Consider the following 17,821-nt stretch of genomic DNA (forward strand, 5'->3'; position numbering starts at 1 on the left):
ATTCCCCCTTTGGGGGCTAGGGGGCTATGTTAGTAAAAACTAAGGCTATCGTTATTTCGACTTTAAAATTTCAAGAAAAAAGTTTGATTGTAAAGTGCTTTACGCAATCGCATGGTTTAAAGTCTTATTTTGTTCGCGATGCTTTTTCGGGCAAAAAAAACAATCAAAAAATCGCTTACTTTCAACCGTTATCGATCTTGGAAATCGAAGCGGTTCACAAGAACAAAGGAACCTTAGAACATTTTAAAGAAATCAAAACTGCCATTCCGTTTCAAACTATTCCGCTAGATGTCGTCAAGAGCACTATGGTCTTGTTTCTTTCTGAAATTTTGCATCATGCAATTCATGAAGAAGAAAAAAACGATGATTTGTTCCAGTACCTTGAAGTGGCTTTACAATGGTTAGATACTCATAACGAGACTAGCAATTTTCACTTGATTTTAATGCTAGAGATTACTAAGTTTTTAGGATTTTATCCTGATACATCAGAGATGGATTTGCCATTTTTTGAAATGAAAGAAGGTGTTTTTTCATTATTCCAAGCGATTAGTTCTTTATCCGAACACCAATCAAATTTATTCAAAAAGTTGATAGCATTGCGCTTGGATTCTGATCAAAAAGTGTTTCATGTTACCGAACGTCAAATTTTACTCAAAATTTTAATCGAATATTATAGCTATCATTTGGATGGATTCAAGCAGCCCAAATCTTTGGATATTTTGAAAGAAATTTTTTCTTAAGTTTAAATTAAAGTTTTATATTCGTACGTCATTTATTGGCCCTTTATTTACTAACAAAACTTTAATTTTAAAATGAAAAAAATTACCTATTCAGCCTTGCTGGTATTGCTAGTTTGTGTTTCTGCAATTTCGCAAAGAAAATACGACGAGATCATTAAAACCGAGAATTCAGTACAAGATTTAGTACAAAACGAAATTACAGGAATTGTAGTTTTTAAAGAAGGAGGTACTGTAAAAGGTGTGGATCCGGAAACAAAAAAAATAATTTGGACACTAACTAAAGACGATTTTGGAAGTGTTTCTGTTGGCGATATCATGAAGGATGGTGATTTTGGTAATCTATTTAAAGATAAAAAACCACTTTCAAGTGTTGCTGGAAGTCCTTATGTGGAGGCTTATATCAATAATAAGTATATTATCATTAATACAGATTCTGGTAAAATTGTGTACAATTCATCAAAAGAATCGTTTTGGGTGATGCAATCAGATTTTATTCCTGAAACTGATGAGTATTTGTTGACCTTGAAAAAAGATGGAGACATGACAATTGCTTTGTTGGATATGAAAACTGGTGAGCTAAAATGGAACACCCCTGTTGACAAAGCAAAGTCTTTGTTTGATTTTTCATTGAAGCTATCTGCTAACACAAACATTGCAAAGGTAAACGGAATGGTGATTTACTATTTATTGTATGGAAAGCTATATTCTTTTGATAGAAGTTCGGGTAAGTTGAATTGGAAAGCAAATGAGGAAGAGTATTCCAAATTCTTTGTTACACAAAATGACAAAAATATTGTAGTGGTAAACAGCCAAGGTGTTTTTTCCTCTAAAGAATATTTAAATGTGTTGAGTACTGATACTGGGAAGAGTATCTGGAAAGAGTCGATCAAAACCAAAAAAGTAGTCTACCTTGAGGATTGGGGATCGAAATTATTAATTGCTCACTATAGTGGATTTAATTTCTATGATTTAAAAACGGGTGAAAAAATTTGGAAGAAAGATGCTCGTGGGGATGGTTTGAAAAGAGTAATTCCAATTGATCAAGATTTTCTTTATGTAGCCGAAAACGAAATGATGTTAATCAATAAAGAAGGTGAAAAATTATGGAAAAAATTTATTGAAATTTCAGATGACAAAGAGGATCCTATTTATTATTTAGGAAAAGTGGGTGAAAAAGTAATGTATCTTACAGGAACCTACGGTAATATGGTAGATTACAAATCAGGTAAAAAATTATGGAAGCGTAACATCGAATTTGATAAAACTCGCCCTGTTTTGCCAACGTTTGAAGAAGCATCCAATTCTTATTTGGTATATAATGATGAGAAGTTGTACAAGTTCAACCCAACCATTGATGATAAACCCGAGCCGTTTGCAAAAGTAAATATCAAAAATGAAAAAGAACTAAATAGTATAGAGTTGTTCCCATGGGGCGTTGTGCTTGCAGGGCCCGTTGAGGTAATGGGTGTAAGTATGGATGGTGCTGTAAAATATCACCATATATACAAACAACCAGGTGAAACTGGAAGACGTTTGCTAAAAAGTACCGCACTGGTTGGAAGTGCAGTAATGGGCGGTGCAGCTTTTGGTAGCGCGATTAAAGGAAGTGAGCTAACTATGGAAACTCGTGATGCAAACGGTAACAAGCAGGTTGTAACCTTACGCGAAAGAGATAAAACCAATATGGCACAAGCCGAAGGCTATGCTGCTGGTGCCGCTGCATTAGGAATGATTGCTGAGAAGTTCGGTTCTCGTTTTAATGCCATGAAACAAAATCGTGACTTCTCTTATATTTTTGCCAAAACGGAGACAGGAGAAAAGATGCTTGTGAAGGTGAGAAAAATTGATGGTGTTGAGGTGGATAAAATTACGTTTACCAACAATCAACCACAATACGAAATTGATCCAGCCACCCAGAATATCTTTTATGTTTCTGATAATTCTATTCAAATTTTTAATAAAAAATAAAAAATACAAGAGCCATCAGATACTATTTGATGGCTTTTTTTTTACCTATGAAAAACGCCCTACTGTTTATATGTTTGCTTGCCATTTATACTATGCAAGCGCAAGAAAAAATTAGTTCTAAGAAGAAAAAGTTTTATGTACCCACCATCGAATATGCTGCTTTTCCTATTCTTGATAATGTGTTGACTCAAACTACTTTTTATCAAATGGATAAGGAATTGATTCAAGAGGAACTGATATTGAAAAAAAAATACTTTAATATCGATGGTTATATTAAAGATGCAGCGAACGGCAAATTGAAAATTTTTGTTACGATTGCTTTGCCTAAGTATAATAGTACGAAGGTGGATAGTATTTTTGATAAAAAGAAAGGTCAATGGAACTTCCGAGTAGCGTCAAACTATGCAGTGCAAATCAAAGTAGAGGCCAAATGCGCGGATAAAGTTTTGCTTGCAGAAAATTTTAATTCAATTGAGTCTTATTTTATAGGTGTCGATTATCAAAAAAGTGAGCTGAAGTTAGCGGTGGAGACCCATGATAAAGCTGTACAAGTAGCTTTTTTGAAAGAGGATTACAATGTGGAGGTTTTAGGTATTGATAACGCAATTTATCAATCTATGGAAAAGATCCAAAAATATCTTAATTATAAGCTTCGTTATAGTAAAGGCGAGTCTAAAGAAAAGTTTGAGTTTGTTACTACCAAAGGACATCCAGAATACAACCAGTTGCTTGGTTTTGAAAATGAAATTACTGCTCAAATGCAAAAAGTAACCTTGGAAAAAGGTTTAGATATAAAAACGCTACAGCCTCATTTAAACTATTTAGAGAGTTTGTTGATAAAATATCCTGTAGCTCCCGACAATGAATATCTTAGATTTATTGTTTTGAATAATTTAGCTCAAACTTATTTCTTACTAGAAAATAAAGAGAAAGCACTACTATTTGCCAATTTACTTATTGAGAACGATAAGTTAGATTCAAGAGGTTCTACCATCGTTAAGCGTGTTAATAACGCTTTTTTCGTAGATAAAATAAGTAGGCGTCATACGACTCGATTTACAGAGCTCAAAAAATTAGGTCTCAAAATTGCCGAAGAAAAAGAAGAACTACGTTTGGCTTTTTTTGAAAAAATCCAACAGCAAGATGCCGATTGGGAGCTTGAAAAATCGAATAGAGAAGCCAATTTGCTGAAGTCAAAAAATCTTCGATTGAATATGCTGGATTCTATTGCTTACCAATCTAAGCCTGATTTATTAGCCAAAGTGGTGGCTAGTTTAGGAGGGAGTCAAGCGTTAAAAAGTATCGAAAAAGCACATTTGTTTTCCAAGCTTTTTGTAGAAGGAAATCGAATTACACTAACGGAGGAAAAATGGGCTACTGCGTCTAATTATCTTTTGAAGAAAAAGATGCCTGAAAATTATTATGAAATCGTTAATGGTGCCGAGGCTTGGACGCATGATGATCGCGAAACAGGTGTCAATGCGAAATGGGCTAAAGAGACCTCATACGGACATAATTTATTAGCTAAAAACCTTGATTTAATTCATTTTTTATCGGATTTCAGGCTAGATTTGTGGAATGATTTAGAACTTTTAGAAGACCAAATTGTTGAAGGTACACCCTGTTATCATTTGAATTATTTTGAAAAAACATTGAACTCAGCTAATCGAAGCATTCCAAAAACCGATTATCATGTATTTATTGATAAAGCAACGTATAGGATTCTTGCCTCTGAAAAAACGGAATTTGATAATGGTAATAAAAGTTTTTTCGAAAGAAAATTGTTTCTAGACTACCGTCCAATCGCTGCATTAAATGCTGGGGCATTGCCACATAAAGTTACCTATGAAATCGAAGATTTTAATGGAGATACCTTTTATCAAGAACTTAGGGAAAAGATCGATATTAATCCAGTATTCGGGAATCGAATTTTTATTAAAGAAGTTTATTTTGGTGGGTTTAAGTAGTGTTTTTTAAATAAAATCAAAATTAATTCATAAAGAGTGGCTATTGCTGCTCTTTTTTTATTTTTTATCTTGTGTTTTGTCTAATAAAACTTTGTGAATTTTAAATAAATCCTCACACAATAATTCAAAATTCCTTACTTTTGCGCCTCGATTAAGAAAAGGATACAATGAGCACAAAATTTACTGAATACAAAGGACTTGACTTGCCAAAAGCGGCATCAGAAGTGCTTGATTTTTGGAAGAACGAAAATATATTTGAAAAGAGTGTAGCTACACGCGAAGGTAACACGCCTTTTGTGTTTTTTGAAGGACCTCCTTCGGCCAACGGATTGCCAGGAATTCACCACGTGATGGCACGTGCTATTAAAGATATTTTTTGCCGATATAAAACCCAAAAAGGTTTCCAAGTAAAGCGTAAAGCGGGCTGGGATACCCACGGTTTGCCTGTAGAATTAGGCACTGAAAAAGAATTGGGGATTACTAAAGAAGATATTGGAAAAACCATTTCTATCGAGGATTATAACGAAGCGTGTAAAAAAACCGTAATGCGCTATACCGATGTATGGAACGATTTGACCGAAAAAATGGGCTATTGGGTAGATATGGAAGATCCGTATGTGACCTATAAACCCAAGTATATGGAATCGGTTTGGTGGTTGCTAAAGCAAATCTACAACAAAGATTTGATGTACAAAGGCTACACCATTCAACCGTATTCTCCAAAAGCGGGTACTGGTTTGTCTTCTCACGAAGTGAATCAACCTGGAAGTTATCGTGATGTAACGGATACGACCATTGTGGCTCAATTCAAGACATTACCAGAAACATTACCTTCATTTTTACAAGGTTTTGGAGCTATTTACATCTTAGCCTGGACGACAACTCCTTGGACTTTACCATCGAACACCGCTTTGACGGTTGGACCAAAAATTGATTATGCTTTAGTAAAAACCTTCAATCAGTATACTTTTGAGCCTATCCATGTGATTTTGGCTAAAAATTTAGTGGGAAAACAATTTGCAAAAGGATTCTTTGCTTCTGAAGATGCAGCTGATTTTGAAAACTTCAAAGCAGGTGATAAAAAAATACCTTATCAAATCGTAGCTGAATGTAAAGGTCAAGATTTAGTTGATATTCGTTATGATCAATTATTGCCTTTTGTTTTGCCTTATCAAAATCCAGAAAATGCTTTTAGAGTGATTGCTGGTGATTTTGTAACTACTGAAGACGGTACGGGTATTGTACATACTGCGCCTACTTTTGGTGCAGATGATGCTAAAGTAGCCAAAGAAGCTACTCCAGAAGTGCCACCAATGTTGGTTTTAGATGAAAATGGTACGCCAGTTCCTTTGGTAGATTTGCAAGGAAAATTTATTCAAGGGCTTGGAGATTATTCAGGGAAATACGTTAAAAACGAATATTACAACGAAGGAGAAGCGCCTGAGCGTTCGGTAGATGTAGAAATTGCTATTCGTTTAAAAGAAGAAAACAAAGCTTTTAAAGTAGAGAAGTACGTACACAGTTACCCACATTGTTGGAGAACAGATAAGCCTATTTTGTATTATCCATTAGACTCTTGGTTTATCAAAATTACCGAGGTGAGAGACCGTATGTTCGACCTGAACGACAGCATCAACTGGAAACCAAAAGCTACTGGTGAAGGACGTTTTGGTAACTGGTTAAAAAACGCCAACGATTGGAACTTATCACGTTCTCGTTATTGGGGAATTCCTTTGCCAATATGGAGAACAGAAGACAAACAAGAAGAAATCTTAATTGGTTCTGTAGAAGAATTATACAACGAAATAGAAAAAGCTATTGCGGCTGGTGTACAAACCAACAATCCTTTTGCTGGTTTTGAAATTGGAAATATGTCCGAAGCCAATTATGATTTGATTGATTTACACAAAAATGTGGTAGATCAAATTACGTTAGTTTCTGCTTCAGGAAAACCAATGAAACGAGAATCCGATTTGATTGATGTTTGGTTTGACTCTGGTGCTATGCCTTATGCACAATGGCACTATCCGTTTGAAAACAAAGAAAAAATTGATCAAAATACCGATTACCCTGCTGATTTTATTGCAGAAGGTGTCGATCAAACCAGAGGATGGTTTTATACTTTACATGCAATTGGTGCTTTGGTTTTTGATCGTATAGCTTACAAAAACGTAGTGTCCAACGGTTTGGTTTTGGATAAAAATGGACAAAAAATGTCCAAGCGTTTGGGCAATGCCGTTGACCCTTTTACTACACTAGAGGAATACGGTCCTGATGCTACGCGTTGGTACATGATTTCGAATGCCAATCCTTGGGATAACTTAAAATTTGATATTGAAGGAATTGCTGAGGTGCGTCGTAAGTTCTTTGGAACGCTGTATAATACCTATTCATTCTTTGCATTATATGCCAATATTGATGGCTTTAGTTATGCAGAAGCTGAGGTACCTCTAGAAGAACGCCCAGAGATTGATCAATGGATCATTTCAGAATTGAACACGTTGATCAAAGAGGTAGATGTGTTTTATGCTGAATATGAACCAACCCGTGCCGCTCGTGCTATTTCTGATTTTGTTCAAGAAAATTTGAGCAACTGGTACGTGCGTTTATGCCGCCGCCGTTTCTGGAAAGGCGAGTATGCTCAAGATAAAATTGCTGCTTACCAAACGCTTTATACTTGTTTGTTAAGCATAGCAAAATTGAGTGCGCCTATCGCTCCTTTCTTTATGGATAAGTTGTACAAAGACTTAACACAAGCGACAGGAACAGAGAGTTTCGAATCGGTGCACTTGGCTCAATTCCCTGTTTCGGTTGAAAAGTTTGTTGATAAATCATTAGAGAGTAAAATGCAGAAGGCGCAGACGATCTCTTCACTAGTGTTATCACTGCGTAAAAAGGAGATGATTAAAGTGCGTCAACCTCTGCAAAAGGTAATGATTCCGGTACTTGACGTGAGTCAGAAGGCTGAAATTGAAGCGGTTGCTGACCTTATAAAAGCCGAAGTAAACGTCAAAGAAATCGAACTTTTAGACGATGCTTCAGGTGTTTTAGTGAAGCAAATTAAACCTAATTTTAAAGCTTTAGGGCCTCGTTTCGGTAAAGAAATGGGCTTAATAGCCAAGGAAATACAAGGGTTTTCGACAGATCAAATTAATCAATTGGATAAGGAAGGGACTATAAGTGTTGTAATTTCAGGAAAAGATGTAATTTTATCCTTAGAAGAGGTTGAAATTTCTTCCCAAGACATTGAAGGGTGGTTAGTGGCCAATGCCAACGGAATTACTGTAGCTTTAGACATTACCATTTCTGAAGAGTTGAGAAAAGAGGGAATCGCCAGGGAATTAGTAAATCGTATTCAGAATATCCGTAAAGATTCTGGATTCGAGGTGACTGACAAAGTAAAAGTGTACGTTCAAAATCATCCTGTTTTACAAGAAGCCATTCTAGCAAATGAAAATTATATCAAGTCTGAAACACTAACAGAGGCCTTGATTTTTAGCGATAGCTTGGAAAATGGTATTGAAATTGAATTTGATGATATTCATACTAAATTAACTATCACAAAATAGAACAACCAAAAAAAGTAACCAACCATTAAATTAATTTAGGCTATGACCGAGGAAATGACAAGATACTCAGACGCTGATTTAGCAGAGTTCAAACAGATAATCAAAGAGAAGATAGATAAAGCACAAGCGGATCTTGACTTGATAAAAAGTGCCTATATGAATGATTTAAATAATGGCACAGATGACACCTCTCCTACGTTCAAAGCTTTTGAAGAAGGTAGTGAAACGATGTCTAAAGAAGCCAATTCACAATTGGCCATTCGTCAAGAGAAATTTTTACGTGACTTAAAAAACGCGCTTTTCCGTGTAGAAAACAAAACCTACGGTATTTGTAGAGTAACTGGTAAGTTAATTGGCAAAGAAAGGCTTAAAATTGTGCCTCATGCAACCATGAGCATCGAAGCTAAAAATTTGCAACGATAAACCATGTAAATTCTAAGTTGTAAATTCCAAATTCCAAACTTCTTCGTTGGAATTTGGAATTTCTTTTTTGTGTTTTTTCTCTTGAATTTGATTATTTTTGCCCACTAAACTCTTTAAAATGTCTTTACGCCAAGCTTATATTATTGTATTCCTACTTTTGTTAGTGGACCAAGTTTCTAAAATTTATATCAAAACTAATTTTGTTTTAGGCGAAGAAGTGACGGTCTTCAATTGGTTCAAAATACATTTTATAGAGAACGAAGGAATGGCTTGGGGAACCAAAATCCCCGGCGAATACGGTAAATTATTTTTGACCTTATTCCGAATTTGCGCTGTACCAGGAATTGGTTATTGGTTGTGGGACACCATCCGTAATCACCAAAGTTCTAACTACCTCATTGTGGCTATTGCTTTGATATTTGCAGGTGCTTTAGGAAATTTAATTGATTCTATTTTTTACGGTGTTATTTTTAACGATAGCTACCAACAATTAGCAGTCTTATTTTCTCAAGAGCCCTACGGTACTTGGTTTCATGGGCAAGTGGTCGATATGTTTTATTTTCCTATCATTAAAGATTATCCCATGCCAGAATGGGTGCCTTTTCTTGGCGGGAAACCTTTCACTTTCTTCAATGCTATTTTCAACGTTGCTGATGTAGCCATTTCAACTGGAGTAGGAATCTTAATCGTATTCAATAAAAAAGCTTTTCATAAACCAGAGGCGCAGTTTTAGGAGCTTTATCCTGCTGTACGCTATATCTTTTATACCAAAAACCCTTTCAGTATTAAAAACTGAAAGGGTTTTTGGTATAAAAGGATGCCGCTTCCATCAGGGCTAGGGTTTTGTCTTACCCAAACAGCTCGGCTGCTACGTCTTCTATTTTCGTAACCAACCGAATTTGAATCCCTGTGTTTTTAAGCGCAATTTTGTTGTATTTTGAAACGAATATGGTTGAGAAACCCAGTTTTTCAGCTTCTTGTATGCGTTGGTCTACTCGATTTACGGGGCGAATTTCTCCAGAAAGTCCAACTTCGCCTGCAAAACAAAAATCTTTGTGGATCGGTATGTCTTCGTTTGAAGATAAGATGGCGGCAACTACAGCCAAATCAATCGCTGGGTCATCCACTGAGAGACCACCTGTTACGTTCAAAAAGACATCTTTAGCGCCCAATCGGAAACCAGCTCTTTTTTCTAAAACAGCCAAAATCATATTCAAACGTTTGGCATTGTAACCCGTCGTGCTGCGCTGTGGCGTTCCGTAGACCGCAGTGCTTACCAAGGCTTGTATTTCTATCATTAAAGGACGCATACCTTCTAGCGTTGTAGCAATCGCGGTTCCAGAAAGTTGTTCGTCTTTGTGAGAAATCAAAATTTCAGACGGATTTGAAACTTCGCGTAAGCCACTGCCCAGCATTTCATAAATTCCTATTTCGGCAGTTGAACCAAAACGGTTTTTAAGCGAGCGAAGGATGCGGTACACGTGGTTTCTGTCGCCTTCAAATTGTAAAACCGTGTCTACCATATGTTCCAGAATCTTGGGTCCTGCAATGGTACCATCTTTGGTAATGTGTCCAATAAGAATCACGGGAACGTTGGTTTCTTTGGCAAATTTAATCAACTCTGCAGTGGTTTCTCTAATTTGAGAAATACTTCCAGCAGTCGATTCAATATAATCCGTATGCAGCGTTTGAATCGAATCGATGATAACAATCTCAGGCTGCATTGTTTCGATTTGTTTAAAGATGTTTTGCGTTTTGGTTTCGGTCAAAATGTAGCAATTGTCTCCATTTGGAGTAATGCGTTCCGCACGCATCTTGATTTGCTTTTGACTTTCTTCCCCAGAAACATACAAAGTTTTATAAGGTAGTTTTAAGGAAATTTGCAGTAACAGTGTGCTTTTTCCAATACCGGGTTCGCCACCTAGTAAGATTAAGGAGCCAGGTACAATTCCACCTCCTAAAACACGGTTCAATTCCGCATCGGTGGTGTCTAGTCTAACCTCTGCTGTCGAATCAATTTCGTTGATGCGCAATGGACGTGGTGCTTTACTCAAAGCAACAGGTTCACTTTTCCAAGCTACTTTCTCTTGTTTTTGTACAATTTCTTCAGCAATAGTATTCCATTCTTTACAGGAATTACATTGTCCTTGCCATTTGGCATATTGAGCGCCACAATTTTGACAAAAAAAGGTAGTTTTTACTTTAGCCATTATTTTTTGGGTGCTATTTTGCTTTGCATTGCTTCGTATTTCTCTAACATCATTGTTTTTGTTAATGCTCCAATTTCTAGCAGTTGCGAAGCATTTTGATAACGTTTCATCGCTTTTTTGTAGTCTTCTTGTTTTTCATACATCAAACCCAATTCATATTCGGCCAACATGGATTTTGGATAGTATTTATCGGCCAAAATTGACAATTGATCCAGTTCGTTGTAGGCTTTATTTTTTAAGATAGCGGCTTCAATTGCTTTAAAATCGTTTATTCTGATTGGAATATCAAACCGCAGTGTTTCTTGCATATAGGCGTATTTTTTTTCTAAATAATCCACATAGCCTGAAGGAAGTAGGGCTATTTTATTGGTGAATTCTGAGGAACTGATAGGCTTATAGTTTTCAAAAATTAAGTGCAATGCACTTGGGATTGCAAATAAAGTTTGGGAATAATGACCAGTTCCTTTGAACGACTCAAATTTAAAATGAACCAATGTATTATCGTCTCTCTTAATGTTTTGTTGCAGCAGCTGTATCGATTCGGCTATTGATTTGATTTCGTCATCACTGGTTGATAAATAATAAAACACCGGATTTTTGGTAGCGTTGAGTTGTTCGGCCACTCTTTTTTCCATCAATGGTGCTAATTCGGGATTTAATACGATGTAGGCGTTAAAAATTGGATTTTCTTTATATAAGAAGAAATTCAAAAAACCTGCCGTAGTGTCTAGTCCAGCAATCATCCGAAAGGGAGCGACACGGTATTTTTTTTCCAAATAAGGCAATAATTCTTGGCTAATAAATTCATAAAAAGCAGCTCCTTTTTCAAAGGGAAGGCCTTGTGCAGTGTCAAAAGCGCAATCGTCAACCCGTTCGTCGTTGTGGTTTTGATGTATGCCTACAATAATAGTTTCGGGTAAATCATCCCAATAGCTGCCGTAAGCGAGGGCACCTTCAAATGGGGGTAACAAAAAATCGCCATCTAATACAATTAAAACAGGGTAGGTTTTGGCTGTTTTTTTTTCGTAGGATTCAGGTAAGCTTATTGTGATGGTGCGTTGTTCATCAAGTCTTTCTGATTGGAAGGTTTCGGTTTTTTTTTGAGCGTACAACGCGACAGTGAAGAATAATAGTACAAGTACTTTTTTCATGGTTAAGCCGTCTAGATTAGGGTTACATTAAAAGCAGGGCAAGTTACTATTTTAATTCATTTTATGATAAAATAGTAAAAAAATAGTGCGATAATGTGAGTAAAATCAGTGGATGACTGGCTTGTTGTTGAAAGCGTTGTATGGTTTAGGTTAACGAGTTGTCGTTTTCGTTAGGAAAAACAATCCAAGGCTTGAAAGTTTTGGCTTCTTCAAATTCTAAGGTAGCGTATGAGATGATGATAATGATGTCATCTTTTTGAACTTTTCTAGCAGCGGGGCCATTTAGGGTAATGATTCCCGAGTTTTTTTCGCCTTTGATGGCGTAAGTTTCAAAACGTTCGCCATTGTTGATGTTGACAATAGAAACTTTTTCACCTTCAATGATGTTTGACGCATCAAGTAAGGCTTCGTCAATAGTAATACTTCCGATATAATTTAAATCGGCACCCGTTACTTTTACACGGTGAATTTTAGATTTTACGACTTGAATTTGCATGGGGCAAATGTAATTAATTTAATGAAATGGTATCGATCAAGCGGGTATTATTAACAAAAAGCGCTATAAAAGCTCGATAATTTTTTGATATTTCTTTGTTTTCGATAGGTAAAAGTGTTGATTCGTCAGCAATTACGAAATATTCTAATTCAAAGGCGGGGTGGTTTTTGAACGTTTTTACCACCCATTGCTGCACTGAATCAGCAGTTTGGGTTGTGAATTTTTCTTTGGCGCTCTGAAGTGTTTGGTAGATAAAGGCAGCCTCTTCTCTTTCGGAAGCCGATAATCGTTCATTACGAGAACTCATGGCAAGTCCGTTGGCTTCTCTAAAAATTGGGCATCCTACGATGGTTACTGGAAGTTGATTTTTGGAAACTAATTTTTTTACAATCTGTAATTGTTGAAAATCCTTTTCCCCAAAATAGGCTTTTGTTGGAGTAACTATTTCGAATAATCGTTTCACTATGGTACCAACACCATCAAAATGACCGGGTCTAAAAGCGCCTTCCATTTGGTTTTCTAGACCGTCAAAGTCAAACGATTGGGCTTTGGTTTCACCTTCGTAAATATCGTCTACTGTGGGAGCGTACACAATAATTTCATTGCTTAAGCTGCTTATTTTTAACACATCAGCCTCTAGTGTTCTAGGGTATTTGTCTAAGTCTTCTACGTTGTTAAATTGTGTAGGGTTTACAAATATACTAACAACTGTTACATCGTTTTCTTGTATAGATTGTTTCATTAAAGCCAAATGACCTTCATGCAAGGCGCCCATGGTGGGAACAAAGCCTATCGTTGAAGATTGAGTTTTGAAACGGATCAAATAATCTGTTAAATCGATGTTTTTATTGAATATTTGCATGTTCAAAGTATTAAAATTGGGTACAAACATAATATTTTAGTCTATAACTGCATAAAATTTTGTAATTTTGCACCGTTTTTATTGCCAAAACTTAAAGTAAATACTACTATGAAAGACAAGAGGATATTATATGTGTCATCTGAGGTTGTTCCTTACCTTGCTGAAAATGAGGTCTCTTTAATGTCTTATGATGTGCCAAAAATGATCAATGATCAAGGCGGGCAGATTCGAATTTTTATGCCACGTTATGGAAATATTAACGAAAGAAGGCATCAATTACACGAAGTGATTCGACTATCTGGAATGAATTTAGTGGTGAATGATCTGGATATGCCTTTGATTATCAAAGTAGCATCGATACCAAAAGAACGCATTCAGGTCTATTTTATTGATAATGATGAGTATTTTAAGCGCAAGGCTACCTTTGCAGATGAGGATGGAGTGATGTATCCTGATAATGACGAGCGTGCGATTTTTTTTGCTAAAGGCGTGGTTGAAACCGTGAAAAAATTAAACTGGGTTCCAGATATTATCCATGTTCATGGCTGGATGGCTTCAATTTTGCCGGTGTATATGAAACATTATTACAAAAACGAGGCATTGTTTTCAGAGACTAAAATTGTAACTTCAGTTTACTCAGAATCTTTCACGGAAACATTAGATCCTGATATGATTAATAAAGTCAAGTTTGATGGTATTCCTAGTGAAGCAATTGCTGATTTAGAAGTGCCCAATTATGAAAATATCATGAAAACGGCAATTATAAATTCCGATGCGGTAATCATTGCTTCCAATAGCTTGTCTCCAAGTTTAACAAAATTTATAGAATCTTCTGATAAACCTTTTTTATCTTTCCTCCCTAAAGATGGTTTTGCTGAGGCATATACCAATTTTTATATTAACCAGGTGCTTTAATTTTAACTTTACATTATTTATGTATACTACTGCTTTCTTAAAGAAGTTATTTGTTTTTTGTGGTTTTTTGCTTTTGTTCTCTTGTGATAAAGACTATAATTTGGTTGGAGAAGATTTAATTGGGGATAACAATTTTGATTTAGGAAAGTATTATTCTCCCGTAAAAGCCTATAATCAAAAAACAGGACCGGTTCAGGCCAATAATTTGCCTATAAATGCTTTAGGTTTTTATACCAATCCAGCTTTTGGAACCACAGCAGCAAGTTTTGTAACGCAAGTTGTTTTGTCCGAGGTTAATCCTACAATTGGTGCAAATGTTGCAATGGATAGTGTGGTGATTACTATTCCTTATTTTAGTACTGGTAAAGTTACAGACGCTTCTACGGGTAAAACCACCTATGAATTGGATTCTATATATGGTAAAGCCAAAGCGAAGTTCAAGTTAAACGTTTTTGAATCTGGTTATTTTATTCGTGATTTAGATCCTTCAACGAATTTTAAAGATAGACAGCCATATTATAGTAATCAAAAAAGTGATTTTGATGCGCTAAAAATTGGATCTCGCCTTAATAATTCAACGGATGTAAAACAAAATGATGAATTTTATTTTGATCCAACTGAAATTACTGAGACTACTACAGATGAGGAAACTAAAAAAGTGACCAATACGAGAACCAAACCCGCTATGCGTTTGAAGTTGAGTAACGATTTCTTTTTGAATAAAATTTTAAAAGCCCCTGCAGGCAAATTAAGTACTAATGATGCTTTTAAAGATTATTTTAGAGGATTGTATTTTAAAGTGGAAAAAAACGGTACTGATGAAAGTCTGGCTTTAATTAATTTCTCTGCTGGAAAAATAAAATTGTATTATAAAGAAGACTCTTCTACCACTACTAATGGTACAACCACGGTAAAAAGAGTGAATAAAACTTTGGATTTAAAATTAACAGGTAATACGGTTAATTTTTTAGAACAATCCAATCTTGATGCTGCTTATAGCAATGCCATTACAAGCCCTAACACAACTGAAGGGGACTCGAAATTATACCTAAAAGGAGGTGAAGGTTCCTTGGCGGTAATCGAGCTTTTTGGTCCAGACGGGAATAATAATGGCGTAGCAGACGAATTAGAAAGAATAAGAGAGAACGGTTGGTTAATTAATGAAGCCAATTTGGTTTTCCATATTGATGCCCCTGCGATGGCTACTTCTGTTGAACCTAATCGTATTTTTATGTATGATCTTACTAATGAGGCTTCTGTTTTGGATTATCTAACTGATTTAACCTCTAATGCATCTAATAGCAAAAAAAACAAATTTATTTTTGATGGGATTTTGCAGAAAGAAGCAGTTTCTAATGGTAGAGGGAAAACGTATAAAGTTCGTGTCACCAACCAGATTAAAAATTTAATAAAGTATAAGGATTCTACCAATGTTAAATTAGGAGTGGTGGTTACCGAAGATATCAATATCAGTACTTTTAGTAAATTACAAACCCCTAATGCGCTCTTTTCTTTTTTGCCAACAGCTTCTGTACTTAATCCGTTAGGGACTGTGCTTTATGGCGGACATCCTGCAGTACCTGAGGACAAAAGGTTGCGCTTAGAAATTATTTATACCAAACCAAAATTATAATTAGAATATGTGTGGAATTGTTGGATACATAGGTCATAGAGAAGCTTATCCCATTGTTATCAAGGGTTTGAAGCGATTAGAATATAGAGGTTACGATAGTGCCGGTATTATGGTATATGATGGCCAGAATATAAAGCTTTGTAAAACCAAAGGAAAAGTTACCGATTTAGAAGCAAAGGCAGCTGCTGAAATGACTACTCATGGATCTATTGGAATGGGGCATACGCGTTGGGCTACACACGGAGTGCCTAACGATGTGAATTCGCATCCTCATGTGTCGAATTCTGGGGATCTTACCATTATTCATAATGGAATTATTGAGAACTATGCGCCTTTAAAACAAGAGTTAATCAATAGAGGTTATGTCTTTCATTCAGATACAGATACTGAGGTTTTAGTAAATTTGATAGAAGAAGTACAGAAGAAAGAAAAATTAAAGCTGGGTAAAGCCGTTCAATTGGCTTTAAACCAAGTAGTAGGTGCTTATGCAATTGCAGTTTTTGATAAAAAAAATCCTAATGAAATTGTTGCTGCACGTTTAGGTAGTCCTTTGGCGATTGGTGTAGGAGAGGGAGAGTATTTTATTGCTTCTGATGCTTCGCCCTTTATTGAATATACTTCAAATGCTGTATATTTAGAAGATGGGGAAATGGCAAATATTCGTTTGCACAAACCAATGAAGGTGCGTAAAATTATGGATGATTCATTAGTGGATCCTTATATTCAAGAGCTTCAAATGAATTTGGAGCAGATTGAAAAAGGAGGTTATGATCACTTTATGTTGAAAGAAATTTACGAGCAACCAAGTGTTATCAAAGATACGTACAGAGGAAGACTTCATGCTAATGAAGGTATTATTCAAATGGCAGGTGTTGAGGATAATTTAGAAAAATTCCTTAACGCGGAGCGCATTATTATTGTGGCTTGTGGTACTTCTTGGCATGCAGGTTTAGTAGCTGAATATGTTTTTGAAGAATTTACAAGAATACCGGTTGAAGTTGAATATGCTTCGGAATTTAGATACCGTAATCCTATTATTACTAGTAAAGATGTTGTGATTGCTATTTCTCAATCTGGAGAAACAGCCGATACCATGGCCGCTATTAAATTGGCCAAAGAACACGGAGCTTTTGTTTTTGGTGTTTGTAATGTAGTGGGATCTTCTATTTCAAGAGAGACTCATGCAGGTGCTTATACTCATGCTGGTCCAGAAATTGGTGTAGCTTCTACTAAAGCATTTACGACTCAGATTACAGTGTTAACGATGATTGCCTTGCGTTTGGCAAAAGCAAAAGGAACCTTGACACAATCACAGTATCATACTTATTTGCAAGAATTAGAGTATATTCCTGCTAAGGTAGTAGAAGCCTTAGAGACCAATGATATTGCTAAAGAAATTGCGGCTACATTTATGGATGCTCCTAATTGTTTGTACTTAGGGCGTGGTTACAATTTTCCTGTAGCGCTTGAAGGAGCTTTGAAATTAAAAGAGATTTCGTATATTCATGCTGAAGGTTATCCTGCTGCAGAAATGAAACATGGTCCTATTGCACTTATAGATGAACAAATGCCTGTTATTGTAATAGCTCCTAAGCAAGGGCATTACGATAAGATTGTAAGTAATATTCAAGAGATTAAATCTCGTAGCGGTCGCATCATTGCTGTAGTTACTAAAGGTGATACACAAGTTCGTGATCTAGCAGATTTTGTGATAGAAATTCCGGAAACATCAGATGCTTTATCTCCGCTTATTACTACTATTCCGTTGCAACTACTTTCTTATCACATAGCTGTTTTAAGAGGTTGTAATGTAGATCAACCGAGAAATCTCGCCAAATCAGTAACGGTAGAATAGGTTAATTTATTATATAGTCAGCCCCAAATGCT

At 35.9% G+C, this 17,821-nt stretch carries 13 protein-coding genes; 9 read left to right on the forward strand and 4 right to left on the reverse strand.

Going from position 1 to position 17,821, the window contains the following annotated elements; translation table 11 throughout:
* Positions 1-26: 26 nt before the first annotated feature.
* The 6 genes from recO to AO58_RS0100420 all read left to right on the forward strand — a co-directional run bounded on the left by recO (position 27) and on the right by AO58_RS0100420 (position 9,400).
* Positions 27-740 (forward strand): DNA repair protein RecO, encoded by a 714-nt coding sequence (gene recO, locus AO58_RS0100390; protein WP_024979817.1) that lies wholly within the window; start codon positions 27-29, stop codon positions 738-740.
* 72 nt (positions 741-812) lie between these two features.
* Entirely contained in the window at positions 813-2,708 is a 1,896-nt protein-coding gene (locus AO58_RS0100395; RefSeq protein ID WP_024979818.1) for an outer membrane protein assembly factor BamB family protein, read from the forward strand.
* A gap of 47 nt (positions 2,709-2,755) precedes the next feature.
* Entirely contained in the window at positions 2,756-4,675 is a 1,920-nt protein-coding gene (locus tag AO58_RS0100400; protein WP_024979819.1) for a hypothetical protein, read from the forward strand.
* A gap of 167 nt (positions 4,676-4,842) precedes the next feature.
* On the forward strand, positions 4,843-8,244 hold the full coding sequence (gene ileS / locus AO58_RS0100405; RefSeq protein WP_024979820.1) for an isoleucine--tRNA ligase: 3,402 nt from the start codon (positions 4,843-4,845) through the stop codon (positions 8,242-8,244).
* Positions 8,245-8,286: 42 nt separating this feature from the next.
* Positions 8,287-8,667, forward strand: a complete 381-nt coding sequence (locus AO58_RS0100410) for a TraR/DksA family transcriptional regulator (protein WP_024979821.1) — start codon at positions 8,287-8,289, stop codon at positions 8,665-8,667.
* 118 nt (positions 8,668-8,785) lie between these two features.
* A complete protein-coding gene (locus AO58_RS0100420; protein WP_024979822.1) occupies positions 8,786-9,400 on the forward strand; it encodes a lipoprotein signal peptidase in 615 nt (204 codons plus the stop codon).
* A 115-nt stretch (positions 9,401-9,515) separates the two neighbouring features.
* On the opposite strand, the gene radA is transcribed toward AO58_RS0100420, so the two are convergent.
* From radA to panC, 4 genes are all read right to left on the reverse strand, one after another.
* Positions 9,516-10,877 carry a DNA repair protein RadA gene (gene radA / locus AO58_RS0100425; protein WP_024979823.1) on the reverse strand — a complete coding sequence of 454 codons (1,362 nt, stop codon included), beginning with the start codon at positions 10,875-10,877 and terminating at the stop codon, positions 9,516-9,518.
* Positions 10,877-12,028: an alpha/beta hydrolase gene (locus AO58_RS0100430; protein WP_024979824.1), complete on the reverse strand. Its 1,152-nt coding sequence runs from the start codon at positions 12,026-12,028 to the stop codon at positions 10,877-10,879. Before AO58_RS0100430 ends, radA begins: the two co-directional genes overlap by 1 nt.
* A 145-nt stretch (positions 12,029-12,173) precedes the next feature.
* A complete protein-coding gene (gene panD, locus AO58_RS0100435) occupies positions 12,174-12,524 on the reverse strand; it encodes an aspartate 1-decarboxylase (RefSeq protein ID WP_024979825.1) in 351 nt (116 codons plus the stop codon).
* Positions 12,525-12,537: 13 nt separating this feature from the next.
* Entirely contained in the window at positions 12,538-13,416 is an 879-nt protein-coding gene (gene panC, locus AO58_RS0100440; protein WP_035717181.1) for a pantoate--beta-alanine ligase, read from the reverse strand.
* Between the two features lie 78 nt (positions 13,417-13,494).
* Between panC and AO58_RS0100445 the strand changes: the two genes are divergently transcribed.
* Genes AO58_RS0100445 through glmS form a run of 3 tightly spaced genes read left to right on the forward strand, consistent with a single transcriptional unit; the run spans position 13,495 to position 17,789 of the window.
* Positions 13,495-14,301, forward strand: coding sequence for a glycogen/starch synthase (locus AO58_RS0100445; RefSeq protein ID WP_024979827.1), 807 nt, complete (start codon positions 13,495-13,497; stop codon positions 14,299-14,301).
* 19 nt (positions 14,302-14,320) lie between these two features.
* Positions 14,321-15,934 carry a BamH family beta-barrel-assembly machinery protein gene (gene bamH, locus AO58_RS0100450; RefSeq protein WP_024979828.1) on the forward strand — a complete coding sequence of 538 codons (1,614 nt, stop codon included), beginning with the start codon at positions 14,321-14,323 and terminating at the stop codon, positions 15,932-15,934.
* Between the two features lie 7 nt (positions 15,935-15,941).
* A complete protein-coding gene (glmS, locus tag AO58_RS0100455; protein WP_024979829.1) occupies positions 15,942-17,789 on the forward strand; it encodes a glutamine--fructose-6-phosphate transaminase (isomerizing) in 1,848 nt (615 codons plus the stop codon).
* Positions 17,790-17,821 lie beyond the last annotated feature (32 nt).

The organism is Flavobacterium succinicans LMG 10402, assembly GCF_000611675.1.
Classification (GTDB): domain Bacteria; phylum Bacteroidota; class Bacteroidia; order Flavobacteriales; family Flavobacteriaceae; genus Flavobacterium; species Flavobacterium succinicans.

Coding starts and splice junctions, on each gene's coding strand:
- recO (WP_024979817.1), top strand. CDS start 27: ATGTTAGTAAAAACTAAGGCTATCGTTATTTCGACTTTAAAATTTCAA.
- AO58_RS0100395 (WP_024979818.1), top strand. CDS start 813: ATGAAAAAAATTACCTATTCAGCCTTGCTGGTATTGCTAGTTTGTGTT.
- AO58_RS0100400 (WP_024979819.1), top strand. CDS start 2,756: ATGAAAAACGCCCTACTGTTTATATGTTTGCTTGCCATTTATACTATG.
- ileS (WP_024979820.1), top strand. CDS start 4,843: ATGAGCACAAAATTTACTGAATACAAAGGACTTGACTTGCCAAAAGCG.
- AO58_RS0100410 (WP_024979821.1), top strand. CDS start 8,287: ATGACCGAGGAAATGACAAGATACTCAGACGCTGATTTAGCAGAGTTC.
- AO58_RS0100420 (WP_024979822.1), top strand. CDS start 8,786: ATGTCTTTACGCCAAGCTTATATTATTGTATTCCTACTTTTGTTAGTG.
- radA (WP_024979823.1), bottom strand. CDS start 10,877: ATGGCTAAAGTAAAAACTACCTTTTTTTGTCAAAATTGTGGCGCTCAA.
- AO58_RS0100430 (WP_024979824.1), bottom strand. CDS start 12,028: ATGAAAAAAGTACTTGTACTATTATTCTTCACTGTCGCGTTGTACGCT.
- panD (WP_024979825.1), bottom strand. CDS start 12,524: ATGCAAATTCAAGTCGTAAAATCTAAAATTCACCGTGTAAAAGTAACG.
- panC (WP_035717181.1), bottom strand. CDS start 13,416: ATGTTTGTACCCAATTTTAATACTTTGAACATGCAAATATTCAATAAA.
- AO58_RS0100445 (WP_024979827.1), top strand. CDS start 13,495: ATGAAAGACAAGAGGATATTATATGTGTCATCTGAGGTTGTTCCTTAC.
- bamH (WP_024979828.1), top strand. CDS start 14,321: ATGTATACTACTGCTTTCTTAAAGAAGTTATTTGTTTTTTGTGGTTTT.
- glmS (WP_024979829.1), top strand. CDS start 15,942: ATGTGTGGAATTGTTGGATACATAGGTCATAGAGAAGCTTATCCCATT.